The sequence below is a fragment of the Bacillus safensis genome (genome assembly GCF_039619585.1).
Taxonomy (GTDB): Bacteria; Bacillota; Bacilli; order Bacillales; family Bacillaceae; genus Bacillus; species Bacillus safensis.
Window position 1 is genome coordinate 2,478,946 of sequence record NZ_CP154909.1, and the last position, 14,042, is coordinate 2,492,987.

Sequence of the window (14,042 nt, forward strand, 5' to 3'; positions counted from 1 at the left end):
TTTTCTACTCCCTTAATCATTAATGATGAAATGGTTTTCCTGAAAAAATATAAAATCCGAAACAAATCACATGGAATGTAATAATGATCGACACAACCATTGTGACCTTATTATCCGGCCACCACTTGTGCTTTTTATTCCATTTCTCAAATAAATTGTAACCGGACATGACAACTGCATGATATAGTCCGTAAATAATATATTGAAGGGCAAGACCATGCCAAGCACCCATCAATAGAAAGAGGACAAAGTACCCGATATTTGATACAGCCATTCGGTTCTTGATCCACTTCTTTTTAGTCATAAAGAACACAAATCTCATAAACACGTAGTCTCTGAACCAGAAGGACAAGGACATGTGCCAGCGATTCCAGAAGTCTTTAATATTTCGGCTGATAAACGGTTTATTAAAGTTCTCTGGCGATTTAATACCCATAATATAACTCACACCTACAGCAAACATTGTATATCCAGCAAAGTCAAAGAACAAATACATGCTGTAAGCATACATATACGTTAACTGCTGAACAAAGTGACTGCTGCTAATATGATGAATATTCATCAGAATATATGTGTGAATTAGATAACCAATAATGAACTTATATAAGAAGCCAATGAAAATTTTATGAATACCGGCATATAGAAGATCACTGTATGCTTCCTTTTCAGGCGGCGTATCCATATCCTTTTCAAATCGGCGGTAACGGTCAATCGGACCTGATGAAATCGTCGGGAAAAAGACAATGAAATAGACCAAACGGTGAATCGGAATTTTCTTCTTAATCAAGCCGTCTCTTGTCTCAATAATTAACTGAACACCTTTAAATGTTAAGTACGAGATCCCCAAAAAGCTCAGCCAGTTCATTGGCGGCGGCTGGTGCGGCTGATGAGTTAAAAAGAACGGTAAAATCTTTGACAGCACAAGCGGCAAAATAGATGCCACCACTGCTGCATAGAAAACAGATGCCTGATTCGCCTTTAACCTGTATGCAAGGTACAGGCGGATGATGAAGACTTGCCACACCGTGAACAAGAAGAGCAGCAACGCGCCATGTGCATCCTTTGAGAAAATAAGCGCCAGCGCCACAACCGTTGCAAACATGTTGTAGCCCTGCATTCTTTTGCCGCGAAGACCAAGAATGATCGTCGGCAAAAGAAGAATACCAATTAGAATGAAGAAAAAGAAGGAACTAAACGGAATCATAGAAGAACCTCTTTCGCGATTCTCTTACGGTCAACCTTCCCGTTTGGCGTCATGTACAGCTGCTCAAGATAGACAAACTTTCTTGGGATCATGTACGCTGGCAGTGAATCCGCCATTTCTTTCTTAATCGCGCTTGTCAGCTGATACTCTTTTTCAAATGAATGAGCTGCTGGAACAATCGCTGCAATCAAGTACTCGACATGACCGTTTGGCTGGAATGGCACAATCACACAAGCATTGACATAGGTTGTCTCGCTTACATGATATTCAATTTCTTCAAGCTCCATCCGGTATCCATGAAGCTTAATTTGATAGTCGAGACGGCCATGGCACGTAATTAAACCATCTTGCGCCACACCTGCGTCACCTGTACGGTAAGCAGGACGTCCTTCGTATTCAAAGAACACTTTATCTGTCAAGGCTTGTTCACCTAAGTAGCCTCTCGTGACGCTTGGCCCCACGATGACAATTTCTCCTTTTTCACCATCAGGAAGTGTCTTGCCTTCTTCATCTAAAATGACGATGTCTGTATCAGGTTTGGCATAGCCGACTGGTAAAGAATCGTGCTGATCAAGAATCTCCTGCGTGACTTCAATCGATGTGATTGCAACAGTTGCTTCAGTTGGACCATACGTATTAAAGACCTGCGCCTTTGGAAAACGCTCCAGAAGTGCACTTGCTACAGCTACAGGAAGCGCCTCACCGCAGAACAAGAAAACTTTCAGCTCAGGTAAAAGCTCCCCTGTAAAGGAAGGGTCCATTAAGCACATTTGCACAAAGGATGGTGTGGATGTCCACACTTCAACGTCAGATTGACCAAGTGCTGCAAACATATCCTTTGGCTTGTTGACGAGATCTTTTACTAAACAGTAAAGCGTGCCGCCTGATTGAAGCGCTGGATAGAGATCCATCACTGATAAGTCAAAAGAAAATGGTGCTTGATTTAAGAATGTGCGTCCCTCACCAATTGGGAAGTCACGGCACATCCAGTCTGTAAAGCTTTCTAAATTATTGGCTGTTACCTGAACGCCCTTCGGTTTTCCAGTACTGCCAGACGTATAAATAATGTAAAAAACATCATCTTGTTGAACCCACTGCGTGGATGGCGGTGCTTCTTTTTCAAGTGCTAAAAGTGATGCCGCACTCTTCACTTCAATGTGCTCTTCTACATCTAATACATTCTGCTCATTTGCACAAATCAACAGACTGGCTTTTGAGCTTTCAATAATTGAGATGATGCGCTCGACAGGTATTGAGATATCGACCGGAATATACGGTCTGCCTGATTTCACACTGCCTAAGAAAGAAATCAGCATCTCTGGCTCCATATGACCGTATACAATGACAGGTTCACTGCCAGCTGCGACTGCATCGATCGCACCAGCTATTTGGTCTGATAAATGCCAAAGCTCATCATATGTGATCGACGCATGTTGAGAAACAAATGCTGGCTGTGTTGGTTTCGTTTGCTGGTATTCATGAATCGTTTGTAATAGTTTCATAATTTAATCTCCAATTAAAAATCGTTGTAAATGAATGATCCCGTATTTGCTGTGTGGAATCCGTAAATAAAGAACAATAATAGCAAAATAAGTAAGTAAAAGCTTGTATATCCTATCCATTTTACAGACTTATTTTCTGATAGCTTTTTGAATAGCATATTGATAACCTCTTTTCTTTTGACACTTATAGAGACGCATGACTCATTCAAAGAGTTTCATATCAAACGATAAAATTTTTAAGAAATACTAAAAAAAATGTCGAACCTTGGAACGTCTCTTTTGAGCAAAGCTGTCTTATTGTAACAAAGATTTAATACATTTGAAATGAAATCCGATCTTAAATTTGCCTTAAAATTGCTGAAAGCTGTCGAACTAACGCAAAAGCCACCTAGGTGGACTAGATGGCTTTGATTTCAATTACTTCTTATATTTATTGACTTCGAACATGAGAATGTTTTTAAACACTACATAATCCTTTTTACTTTCAAATGGACCTTTGTTGTTGTCATGCTCATCAATTTCATAAAAACCTGGTCCTTCTCCGGCATCACGTTTTTTGTACCAGGATATGAAGGCGTTGACTTCTTTCATGGAGAGGTCATATTCTTTCTGTAAGCCATTGACCATTGTGATGACGAGAAGGGCATCGCCGTCTTCATCTGTTGTATCGTCTTTAGGCGGTGTGGTTGGTTCTGGGTCTTTGTCTCCTGGATTTGTAGAATCATCTTTTGGTGGTGTTGTCGGTTCTGGATCTTTGTCACCGGGTGTTTCTGTGTTGTTTGGAAGTTCCAGGTCTTTTAAGGAGATAGAGATGACCGATTTATAGTTTCTATCAGCTAATTGAGTAAAATTATTGTTGGGTATTCTACCTCCTATGATATATAAAGTATCATCTATAATCACAGAAGAATGAGCAATACGCATATCGCTTTGCGGCGTATTCACATAGGATTTCTGTTCTGTATTAACGTCATAAAGATATTGATATTTTGGAGCAACTGCCGTAACTAATATATTTTCTTTATAATTAACAGCAGACAAATACTCCCCTTTAAATCCGTCTTTTTTTTCTGTCCACTTATTATTAGAAGGGTTGTATTCATAGATTATAGATTTTGTATTACCGGAAACTGCATAAAACTTCCCTTTCAAAACCACACTTGTGGCATTTTTAATTATTACACTTGGTTGTGGTTCTTTTACCCATTCGTGTGTGGTTACATTATAACTATAAAATTCATCTCCCCCACCTAGAACATAAATTTTGTTATCAATAGCTCCAGCCTGTACATTATATGCTCCTTTTAATGACTTAAACGGAACATTTTCTAACTTAGTCCATTCATCTTTTTTTGCATCATAAACTTCAAAGCTATTAAACTTTCTATCTTCAGATCCCCCTGCTATAACATAAATTTTGTTGCCAATTGTTACTGTGGCCGCACCTCCTCTAGCAGTTGGCATTACACTTTTTTCAAACCATTTGTTCATGCTGGGATCATACATATAAGTTTGATCTGAATATCCTTTATTATAAGAACCTCCCCCTATAATATAGATATTTCCGTCTACTACTCCTGTACTAGCACCAATTCTTGCCTCCGGTAAGTCCGCAAGCTTTTTCCATTCTGCAGTTGCAGCTTGTGCTACTTGATGTGATTGCAGAATAGCAAGTACAAACAAGATCATTACTAATAACCATTTTTTCAAGAATATCACTCCTTCAGATAGTCTTACTCTATATGTATCGGATTAAACTGTACATTTTCTACCACAAAATAGAAGTGAATTTAGAATAGTAGTGTTCTTCTCTAATTCACTTTCATATCACTCGATACTTTTTACCTATTCATTACCTATTTTTATATTGTTAAAATAAAACATAATTAATTGAGAAGGGAGTGAACCTTCTGGGCAAGATACTTGATGCAAAAGCACTAACCAGTGCCATGGACACAAGGGCAAAACACTATCAGGAACTCCGCGAACAAATGGTATATTTAAAAAAGGCATTACAAGGTGTGGCCAACCTCGGTGACGACTTCACTGGGAAAGGTGCCGATAACATTAAAAGCTTTTATAAAGAGCTCGCCGGAAATGTAGATATGTTTATCAGCTTCATTGATAAGCAAAAAGCCTTTCATGAAGGTGTTTCTGGAACACTGGATGATACGAGCTTTGGCGGCGATACCTTTATAGAAGAACACTTTTTAGACAACGCAGTACATATGGGCATCAAGAATGCCAAAAGCATTGTGAAAGATCAAAAAAAGGCACTCAAAACGATTTTTCAAGACATTGATGACCTCATTTCCCTAGAGGTATTTGATAGCCAAACCTTTGATGAAAAAATAGATGATGCGGAAGATGAACGAAAAAAGACGGTCAAAGAACTAAGAGAGCTTGATCAAAATTTAAAAGATGAATATGCTTTGTCAGAGACGGAGCAGCAAGCTACAATGGCATTGTACGCTGAAATGATGAATGCGACAAATGACGGAAAAGCGATTTCGCCTATGAATTTTGACAAGAAAGCGTATCAAAATAGCGAAATCTACAAGGCAAAGAGCGATATTGAGAAGCAAACTTCTGAATATCTGAAAATCAAAAAAGAACAAGAAGAAGCCCGCGAAATCGCAAAGGAACAAGAAGCCCTCGCCAACCGCCCTTGGTATGAAAAAGCCCTCGATTATGGTGGAAACATCGTGAATGAACTGACCGGCGTGAACGATGCAAAACGTGCCGCAACAGGCGTTGATCCAATCACAGGCGAGGAACTCACCGCAGGACAGCGAGTCGCGGCAGGAGGCATGGCAGCCGCAGGCTACATCCCAATCGTCGGCTGGGCAGGCCGCATTTTCAAAGGCGGGAAAGCAGTCTATAAAACGACCCAAGCCACATCAGCCGCAGTCAGGGCAGTCGACATTTACAAGACATCACAAAAATCCTTTGACGCCTTAAAAACATCTCAAAAAGGTTTATATGGTCTCACAGCCACTAATGGCTTCAGCGAAGCGATCACAGGCCGGGATATGTTTGGAAACAAGATCTCAAAAGAACAGCAGGAAGCGAGTATGAACGCAGCGCTTGGAATGCTTTTGCCGTTTGGACTAAATGGTGTAAATAATAAATTAAAAAATAAAGCAACACTAGACGTACAGAAAAACTTAAATAAAAACCATCATGAATCTAGAAAAGCTAGTTTAAAAGAAATTAAACGCCAATTAAATATACCAAGAACACAAAACCCTGAAAGTCAAAAGATGGTGCCCTTAACAGATAAAAATGGAAAAAGAATATTAAATGAAAAAAACCAACCAATCCTTACGAGAGAGCTTACGTATGAAGTTAATGGTAAAAAGATTGTTATTCAGGATCATTCAAATGGTCACGATTTTGGAGAAGGAGGCATCGGAAACCAACCTTCACACCACAATGTAAGACCTGAACATAACACCCGCAATGGTAAAGTCGAAGGTGTAGAAGACCATTATTATTTTGAAAGAAGAAACAATAAATAACTCAAACGAGGAGTATCCAAATGATTAGAGAAGAAAAATTTATGAACCCACAAGCGATGACTCAAATTTTCGGGGGGATCCCCCATTTTAAAAATGCAGAAATCATGAATGTTGATTTAAACAGAGATGGTCCTACCCTATTTATAAGACTAATGACAAAAGACTCCGTGAAGAATAAACCTAAACGTTGGGGGAATTTTGATGTTGTCTACGTTGAATTATCATTCATTGGTGTAACGGATTTAAAAATTAATCATTTAGGAAATAATAATATAATTGATCATTTTGAGATTAGCACAACAGAGAATGAAGGATTTCTAAAAATAAATTGTAAGAATCAAATGCAAATCGAAACCATATTTGATTGGGCAAGGGTTGAACAAATTTCACCTGGGCTAATTGGTTCTTAAAATCGTTTCGCAGTACGAAAGTGGCTGAAGCCACTTTCGTATAAAACCTCATAATACATGATCAAAAGATGCTAGATAGATCGTGCTGCTTCATAGGACAGAGTCTGTCTGACATGTAGTAAGCTGTCTATAGCTTGCCTGTCCCTCACACCGTAAGAACCAAGCATGCCTAAATCCCCTGATGATCTCCCCATCTGCCCATATGCATCCCCTTTTATTAGGGCTTTAAGTCCGTTATACAATAGGGATTTGATGACGGGGGGTACTATGACCCTCGCTTGCCATGAACCTTGTTGTGACAGCTATTGCACATGCTTTCGAGGTTATTTAAATCTAATCGTTTGTTCCAATCCTGTTTAAGCTCCACTATGTGATGAACCATGACAGCAGGAACGACACGATCTTGTTTTAAACAGCTTTGACAAAGGTAATTGTCTCGCAATAGAACAAGTTGTCTTGTCTGTTTCCATTCTCTTGATTTATAAAAACTTGTTGACCCAGTGGTGGTTGCGTGTCGTACTGTTTGTACAATACTATTCTTCCTTCTGTGCTTCCGTATGAACATCTAAGCAACGACAATTTCGCCCCCATCTGGTTCAATAAAAAAACGCCCTTCAAGACGAAAGGGCCGTTGCATTTAAGTTTTCTCTGAAATTAAAAATATCCCTTTAATAACAAATTGATCCAGCTTCCCCTATTTCGTTTATATTTTGAGCATTACCAAAATGAAGGTGAAATCTTCCCTGCTTGTAGCTTACGTAGGACATATTTCCATAATTAGGATCACTTGGGTTATTTGTAGGATGGATATAATTTAAAAATACATTACATATTTTTTTTCCAGGTTCCCGCATATCCACTGTTTTATTTAAAAATGGGCGTACTTGTGTTGGATTAAGGACAAACCTGTGCTGCCCTGGTTGCTCATTTATTTCATTAACTTCTGGTTTATAATTAGGGTGATTATTTAGAAAAGGATTTTGGTAGTGATATCCATAGTAATATGGATTAGGATTGTAATAATACATTGATCATTCTCCTTTAAAGTTTGATTGCTTTATCATATGTTAAACGCCTAACATTGTTACAAATTCTTCGATTAAAACATGATAATATTCTTTCTGAACTGACAATAAAAACGACCTCCACAATGGAAGTCACCCTCAATTTATAACCTAATACCATATTAACAGTTCTAAATCAAAATGCTTTGCCAAGATCATGCCACAAATGTGCCAAATATAAGTTCCTTTTTATTTTTTTATTGATAATTCTTTTTTCATCACATCTTTTATTTTTTCTATTTGATTGCTTAGATCTTTTTTCATCTTTTCTAATTTATCCAACTCCGTACTTTTTTTACGTACATGATATTTATACAATCCAAAAATGTAATCCTTAAGAAGTTTAACAACCTCATTTGGAAAATAAAGCTCATGTTGATGCAGGTAATTTTCCACTTCTACTATTTTTTGTTTTGCTGTTCTTTCATTAAACGCTTTTTTGTATTTATTTATCAATTTTTCAGCTTCAACAAATTCTTTATTTTCCCACAAGACTAGTACTGATTCAACTTTTCCAAATGGCATGAAACCCTTTACATATTCTTTAATGTCTTTATCGTTATATCCCCTAATGCTATCTGATTCTCTATAGCCACTCAAAACATCTAAATCTGCAATCAAAGTCTATAAGTTTCTGCATAATGAATATATCTTTGTTCGTTGTATAGATGGTAATCATTTTTTTGTATCTCTAATTTTGAATTTATTCTTCTCCCGAGAACTAGCAGGATTATTGAAAAAAACGATGTTATTACAGTAGAAATAAAACTGAGCCATTCCATAGAAAATCTGCCCCCTTCATACATTCTGTGTCCCTATCCAAGTAATGGTACTAACATCATATCACTTTTATCCACCAATTAACCATATCTGTTAATACGTCATTCCCTTGCCAATAAAAAGCGACCTCCGCAATGGAAGCCGCTCTCAATTTATCACCTAATACCATCATAACCGCTCTCCGACAAAATGTTTTGCCAAAATTAAAAACCAAGGTTGTCTGCAGGGGTAATATCTAAAATCTCGCATATTTCTATATATTTATTTCTTTTTGAGACATCGCTAAAGTAAATTTTCAATGTTTCTCTCATTTTATAGGGATGATTTGTACGATCGAATGTTCTGTTTATCGACTTAACTATTTCTTCGTCTAATCCTATAACATTTAAATGTTCAGCTATCGTATTACGACCTTCATTATTCGACCAATTAAAATCACCCAGTAGGTCGTCAGAGAAGGCCAGTTCTTTATATTTCTCGAAATAACCATAAAAATTCAAATCAGGAATTATTCCAACAGGAAAGGTATTCCGCTTAACATATATATTTTTTATGAAATGCTCAATTGCCTCTTCTTTATCTTCCTGAAACAAACCGCTTCTCAATAGTGATGCTAAAATAATAAATTTCGTAGGGGTCATCTCAGGAAGTTTTGTCCGCCAAAAATTCCGCAAATCTTTTTCTTCAGAATAAAATAACGTAGTATTATTGGGGTATGCCCCTAAATACTGTTCTTCGAGATATATGCGATCATCCTTAATATATTCAATTGTTTTTTTAGATATAAGTAAGTCTAACTTTATTAATTCATTATAGAACGAAAGCGTCCGATTAGAAATAGAGAGCGGATAATCGGCCTCATCATTATATAATATATCTCCTAATTTATCTAAGAAATAATCCATTTCTCCTTCGGTAACTGCCAAAGGAACTTCCTGAATTAAATGTTTAAAATCAGCACTTTTACTGGTGAAATTTAGATCAAAGTGTTTTTGGATATCCTGTAATAAAGCTTTAACACCACCATCAACAAAAAATTTAGGTAAATTAGAACTTAAAAATAGCCAGAATGATTCCACATGAGAATAGCTAATAGTATTCGGTTTTGAATGAGCACAATCATTCCTTCTCCCTTTCCAATATAGTGCTTGGTCTCTTAAATCTTGTGTTATATTAAATAATCTTTTTTCCTCATTATTTATTTTTATACTTTCAATTACCTCGATATCCCACTTATCCTCATTTCTAAGGTTTTTATGTATCTTTTCCCATGTGTATTCATTGTGGTTTTTAGGCATTTCAGCTTTAAGAATTCTTTCCTTGATAACTGATTGAAATCCGAAAAATGAAAAGAGAAAAGATGCTCTATATGCAGAAACCTTATAACAGGTTATTGATTCTTCAAATAAACTATTTATATCCTCATTAAAATTTTGTTGATCTAGCCATTGTTCAATTTCCAACTTCATTATATTCCCTCCCTAATTCTAAAATTATATCCTTATTTATCCACACAATCCACCAATTCACCAATTCACCATAGCTATTATCGTGTCTAACTCAGGGAACCCTAAGCTCATTACATTTAAGCTATACACCAAAAATAAATTAGACATTAACTCATTTTGGTGAACTCGCAAAAAAACAAAAAACTCACTGTCGCTATGTTGCTAAACAAGTGAGTATAAATTATTAAGTGATTGAATGGATTAAGAAATAATCTTTCTAATAACGGAAGAACAGTAAACTAATTATATTTAAAATCTGTAAGGTATGTTAGACTTTTTAACTCCATAGTCAGGGATATCAAATTCATGTAAATTAAGAAATTTATGTAACCCCTCCAAGTTAATATCCATATTGTTCTTTGGACCAACAGTGATACTAGAAACTGCTTTTTTATTAAAAGACCTTTCTATATAAGGAATAAAAGTTCCATTTGATGGTCTGCATTGGTAATTTTCATTTGGATTTAGTATAAATACTATTCTAAACTCTTCTTCTTGAGAAAATACACTGTCCTTGAAAAAGAAGAAAAACCAAATTAATACATTTGAAGCAGCTATAGCTTCTTTTCCCAATGGAAACTTCCCATCTGCAGTATTATTCATAATAAGAGTCAATATATCTTCTAATAAACTCTTAAGTATTTTTGTTTGTTTTTCTTTATCATAAAAAACATAAGAACACATAGCTGGCTCAATACTTCTTATGAATAATCTAAAATCAAACCCAATATTGTATCCATCATTTTTTGAGTAATTCGACCACAATAAATTTGAATCGGAATTAGTACTGAAGGACAAGGCATAATAATTACCTTCAAATTGAACATAATTGATTTCAATAAGTTGTTTATATAAATGAATATATTCATCTGTTTTTTCTTGATTTAATCTTTTTTCTTTACATATATTTTTAAATATCTGTATACTTAAATCAATTGTATAATTTACTTCTGTTCTGTCATTTAAAAAATCGGTATTTGAAACCCAGAATTCTCCCTTCCCCTCAAGTTTCTCTTTTTTCTTCAATATCCCATCTAGTCCATAAATATCTGTATAATGATAAATTGATACTGGCTGTGCTCTTTCTTTAAGTACTGGGATGATATGCTTGTGATAATATTCATTGTTCACTTCAATATTATTTTCATTATTATCTTTCAATATTTTCACTCCAAATTATTATTGTTACCTCTAAATATAACTTTAACATAAATTAAATCAAGAAATATTTAGGATAACTTCCAAGAAAGTGTATCGCATTAAAGATTCACATCTTTTGAACTTTAGTTATAATCCAAAGTTGTCCATTGTATCCTGAGTAATTCCAATGTATCTCAATGTAATGTCTGGACTTGAGTGATTAAACATTTCTTGCAGTAAGGCCACATCCTTGAATTTCTTATAATGCCAGTAGCCGAACGTTTTTCGTAGTGTATGAGTTCCTATATATCAAGCCCCACATGCTCCGCTGCCTCTCTCAATATATTGTATGCACTGCTACGGCTGATAGGCTTGTTTAGCCCCTCCCTGCTTCTAAGTACATACTCTTGATCATCACAATCTTTAATATATTGATCTAGCGCTTTCCGAAGCGTCTTGTTTATCTTGATTCTTTTTTCTTTGCCTGTCTTCTTCTCCCTCAAAGACACATATTGTTTCTTAACATCTTTGACACGTAATTGAAGAAGATCAGATATTCTCAAGCCCAAATTGATTCTGGCCACAAAAAGCAGCAGGTTTCGTTTGTTCCGCTCTTTAAGATATTTTTTAATGTAGTGATCTAGGATTAAGGAAAAGAGTGTGATAGTTGACATAATACGTTATAATACTTGTTTTCGAACGCGTTCAAATATCTAGAAATTCCAACCTACTCATAAAAGCTTACTAAAACCCTTCAAATAACTCCTTCACAAGTTTATTCATTATTAATACTTGGATTAGCAGTAAACAACATAGATATTAAAAGGGAATAAGTACGTTTGGAGGGAATTAAATGGCACAAGATTCTGATGAGCGTAAGTTGCAACAAATAAAACAAATGCAACAGATGTTTTTAGAGAAAATGAAAACTCAACCTTATCCCATGTACCCTAATTACGGAAAAATCACACGCTATGAAGAAATCCCAATTAATTTACCTGAACAACGTCAACTTCGTCATCCTGGTGTAGAAGGTTTAATGGTACCACTTCCAATTATTGAAAATACAAATTACAAAGGGAGTGGTAAGTTAGCGGGAAAAGTTGCTCTTATTACAGGAGGGGATAGCGGTATTGGTGCAGCCGTAGCCATTGCCTTCGCAAAGGAAAGTGCTGACGTTGCGATTGCATACTTAGATGAACACGAAGATGCTAATAGAACAAAAGCAAGAATTGAAGAACTTGGGCAACGTTGTTTATTGATGCCAGGAGACTTGCGAGATAAAAGGCAATGTATCACCATTGTAGAGAAAACAGTAAAAACCTTCGGACGTCTAGATGTTCTATGTAACCACGTTGGTATCCAATTTCAACAACCAAGCCTTCTTGACATTACAGACGAACAATTCGATGACACTTTTAAAGTCAACATATACTCACATTTTTACACAACCAGAGCAGCTCTTCCTTACTTAAAACCAGGCAGTTCTATTATCGGTACTTCTTCAGTCGTAACGTATGTAGGTGAGCAACAAATGATTGATTATACAGCCACAAAAGGTGCAATTGTTGGCTGGACACGTGCTTTGGCTAAAAATGTTGTAAAAAAAGGAATTCGTGTAAACGCCGTTGCTCCAGGTCGAATCTGGACGCCGCTTATTGCAGCAAGCTTCTCGTCAGATCAAGTGGCTGTATATGGAGCGTTTAACCCAATGGAACGAGTTGCCCATCCATTTGAACTCGCACCAACATTTGTTTATCTCGCTTCTGATGATTCACGTTTTGTTACAGGTCAAGTGCTGCATGTTGACGGCGGGGAATCCACACATTCCTAATATAAGGAGGTCATTGGATTGAGATATGAATTTAATCCAGAAGTAGAGTTATTACTTGTGAACCATTCAATGGAAAAAGTCACCATGGTTTATATGGAGCATTCATGGCTAATGCCTAAAATCGGACGTAGACCGCCTTATTATTGCTACCCAAATTACGAACTGAATGATCCAATCATTTAAATAAATCGCAGTTATGCAGGCATACAAAAACAGGGAACGGAAATACTTAAAAATAAATCCGCTCCCAACCCGCTCCCAAAACCCTGTTTTGAAGCGAGTTACGAACTTATGTTCCAAAGAACAAAAAAGCCTGAAATCCTTGATAATAAAGGGTTTCAGGCTTTTAATTTAGTACGTCCCAGGAGAGATTCGAACTCCCGACCGACGGCTTAGAAGGCCGTTGCTCTATCCTGCTGAGCTACTGGGACATGTTGTTATGTATTGTGCTTTGGTGTATTACCTCAGCGACAAGATTTATTATATTACTATTGTTCTTTAAAGTCAACGGTTTTTCGAAAGTTTTTTCATAAGGGGCAAATGCTGCACCCTTATGAAATACCTTCCAATGTGACAGTGTTTTCGAGGTCTTGTATGACCTGACCTTCGTCCGTGAAAAACTGTACGTTTGCTTCGCTTCCATCTAGTGTCAGTATAGCATAGCTGCGCTCTTTTCGCACTCTTGGCAAGTGCACGCTGCCTGGGTTAATGAGGAGTTTTCCTCTTAGCAGTTCACTGCCTGGAATGTGCGAGTGGCCAAAGCAGATAATGTCTGCGCCCAGCTCTTCTGCACGGTAGTAGACTTGAAGCAAGGATTGTTTGATGCCATGCAGATGTCCGTGAGTGAGAAATAGTTTTCCGCCTCCATCAAGTGGGAGCAGGAGCTCTTCTTCAAAATCGCCCATAAAGTCACAATTTCCTTTGACGACTTTGTATCCTTCGAGTGCTGGGTGGTTCGTTTCGAGTTCTGAATCTCCGCAGTGAATCATCATGTCAACTTCAGCCGCATGCCGTTTGGCAATGGTTTGAAGTTCGTCTGTGAGTCCATGACTGTCACTAATGATGAGTATCTTCATGGC

13 protein-coding genes, 1 tRNA gene and 2 pseudogenes are annotated in these 14,042 nt (G+C 36.8%); 4 read left to right on the top strand and 12 right to left on the bottom strand.

Translation table 11 applies throughout. The features are described 5' to 3' along the window. Window positions 1-19 precede the first annotated feature (19 nt). The 4 genes from dltB to AAYR28_RS12745 form a co-directional block, all read right to left on the bottom strand. The gene (gene dltB, locus AAYR28_RS12730) at window positions 20-1,204 is read right to left on the bottom strand and encodes a D-alanyl-lipoteichoic acid biosynthesis protein DltB (protein WP_041107125.1); all 1,185 of its coding nucleotides are present in this window, start codon (window positions 1,202-1,204) and stop codon (window positions 20-22) included. Further along, window positions 1,201-2,706 carry a D-alanine--poly(phosphoribitol) ligase subunit DltA gene (gene dltA / locus AAYR28_RS12735; RefSeq protein WP_120208325.1) on the bottom strand — a complete coding sequence of 502 codons (1,506 nt, stop codon included), beginning with the start codon at window positions 2,704-2,706 and terminating at the stop codon, window positions 1,201-1,203. The genes dltB and dltA overlap by 4 nt, the downstream gene beginning before the upstream one ends. A 14-nt stretch (window positions 2,707-2,720) precedes the next feature. Next, complete coding sequence (locus AAYR28_RS12740) at window positions 2,721-2,870, bottom strand: teichoic acid D-Ala incorporation-associated protein DltX (RefSeq protein ID WP_024427820.1); 150 nt, start codon at window positions 2,868-2,870, stop codon at window positions 2,721-2,723. A gap of 253 nt (window positions 2,871-3,123) precedes the next feature. After that, entirely contained in the window at window positions 3,124-4,416 is a 1,293-nt protein-coding gene (locus tag AAYR28_RS12745; RefSeq protein ID WP_120208327.1) for a Kelch repeat-containing protein, read from the bottom strand. A gap of 239 nt (window positions 4,417-4,655) precedes the next feature. Here AAYR28_RS12745 and AAYR28_RS12750 point away from each other — a divergent pair, with 239 nt between their 5' ends. Beyond that, on the top strand, window positions 4,656-6,227 hold the full coding sequence (locus AAYR28_RS12750) for a T7SS effector LXG polymorphic toxin (protein ID WP_369877151.1): 1,572 nt from the start codon (window positions 4,656-4,658) through the stop codon (window positions 6,225-6,227). A gap of 20 nt (window positions 6,228-6,247) precedes the next feature. Further along, a complete protein-coding gene (locus AAYR28_RS12755; protein WP_120208740.1) occupies window positions 6,248-6,637 on the top strand; it encodes an immunity 50 family protein in 390 nt (129 codons plus the stop codon). Window positions 6,638-6,902: 265 nt separating this feature from the next. Here the strand turns inward: AAYR28_RS12755 and AAYR28_RS12760 are convergent. The 6 genes and pseudogenes from AAYR28_RS12760 to AAYR28_RS12785 form a co-directional block, all read right to left on the bottom strand. Further along, window positions 6,903-7,133, bottom strand: a pseudogene (locus AAYR28_RS12760) (HNH endonuclease); the annotation flags it as partial. Window positions 7,134-7,305: 172 nt separating this feature from the next. After that, window positions 7,306-7,665 (bottom strand): hypothetical protein, encoded by a 360-nt coding sequence (locus tag AAYR28_RS12765; RefSeq protein WP_120208745.1) that lies wholly within the window; start codon window positions 7,663-7,665, stop codon window positions 7,306-7,308. A 225-nt stretch (window positions 7,666-7,890) separates the two neighbouring features. Continuing rightward, window positions 7,891-8,322 (bottom strand): hypothetical protein, encoded by a 432-nt coding sequence (locus AAYR28_RS12770; RefSeq protein WP_120208748.1) that lies wholly within the window; start codon window positions 8,320-8,322, stop codon window positions 7,891-7,893. A gap of 362 nt (window positions 8,323-8,684) precedes the next feature. Continuing rightward, entirely contained in the window at window positions 8,685-9,950 is a 1,266-nt protein-coding gene (locus tag AAYR28_RS12775; protein WP_120208750.1) for a hypothetical protein, read from the bottom strand. A 288-nt stretch (window positions 9,951-10,238) separates the two neighbouring features. After that, window positions 10,239-11,150: a DUF2971 domain-containing protein gene (locus tag AAYR28_RS12780; protein ID WP_183002037.1), complete on the bottom strand. Its 912-nt coding sequence runs from the start codon at window positions 11,148-11,150 to the stop codon at window positions 10,239-10,241. Between the two features lie 126 nt (window positions 11,151-11,276). Next, window positions 11,277-11,803 (bottom strand): annotated as a pseudogene (locus AAYR28_RS12785) (site-specific integrase). 179 nt (window positions 11,804-11,982) lie between these two features. On the opposite strand from AAYR28_RS12785, the gene AAYR28_RS12790 reads away from it, so the two are divergent. After that, entirely contained in the window at window positions 11,983-12,963 is a 981-nt protein-coding gene (locus tag AAYR28_RS12790; RefSeq protein ID WP_098677018.1) for an SDR family oxidoreductase, read from the top strand. Window positions 12,964-12,981: 18 nt separating this feature from the next. Next, window positions 12,982-13,146, top strand: a complete 165-nt coding sequence (locus AAYR28_RS12795) for a hypothetical protein (protein ID WP_183002038.1) — start codon at window positions 12,982-12,984, stop codon at window positions 13,144-13,146. A gap of 174 nt (window positions 13,147-13,320) precedes the next feature. On the opposite strand, the gene AAYR28_RS12800 is transcribed toward AAYR28_RS12795, so the two are convergent. Both AAYR28_RS12800 and AAYR28_RS12805 read right to left on the bottom strand, forming a co-directional pair. Next, window positions 13,321-13,394, bottom strand: a tRNA-Arg gene (locus tag AAYR28_RS12800). Between the two features lie 120 nt (window positions 13,395-13,514). Continuing rightward, window positions 13,515-14,039 (bottom strand): YfcE family phosphodiesterase, encoded by a 525-nt coding sequence (locus AAYR28_RS12805; RefSeq protein WP_024427164.1) that lies wholly within the window; start codon window positions 14,037-14,039, stop codon window positions 13,515-13,517. Window positions 14,040-14,042: the final 3 nt, after the last annotated feature.

Coding starts and splice junctions, on each gene's coding strand:
- AAYR28_RS12755 (WP_120208740.1), top strand. CDS start 6,248: ATGATTAGAGAAGAAAAATTTATGAACCCACAAGCGATGACTCAAATT.
- dltB (WP_041107125.1), bottom strand. CDS start 1,204: ATGATTCCGTTTAGTTCCTTCTTTTTCTTCATTCTAATTGGTATTCTT.
- AAYR28_RS12790 (WP_098677018.1), top strand. CDS start 11,983: ATGGCACAAGATTCTGATGAGCGTAAGTTGCAACAAATAAAACAAATG.
- AAYR28_RS12775 (WP_120208750.1), bottom strand. CDS start 9,950: ATGAAGTTGGAAATTGAACAATGGCTAGATCAACAAAATTTTAATGAG.
- AAYR28_RS12765 (WP_120208745.1), bottom strand. CDS start 7,665: ATGTATTATTACAATCCTAATCCATATTACTATGGATATCACTACCAA.
- AAYR28_RS12805 (WP_024427164.1), bottom strand. CDS start 14,039: ATGAAGATACTCATCATTAGTGACAGTCATGGACTCACAGACGAACTT.
- dltA (WP_120208325.1), bottom strand. CDS start 2,706: ATGAAACTATTACAAACGATTCATGAATACCAGCAAACGAAACCAACA.
- AAYR28_RS12750 (WP_369877151.1), top strand. CDS start 4,656: ATGGACACAAGGGCAAAACACTATCAGGAACTCCGCGAACAAATGGTA.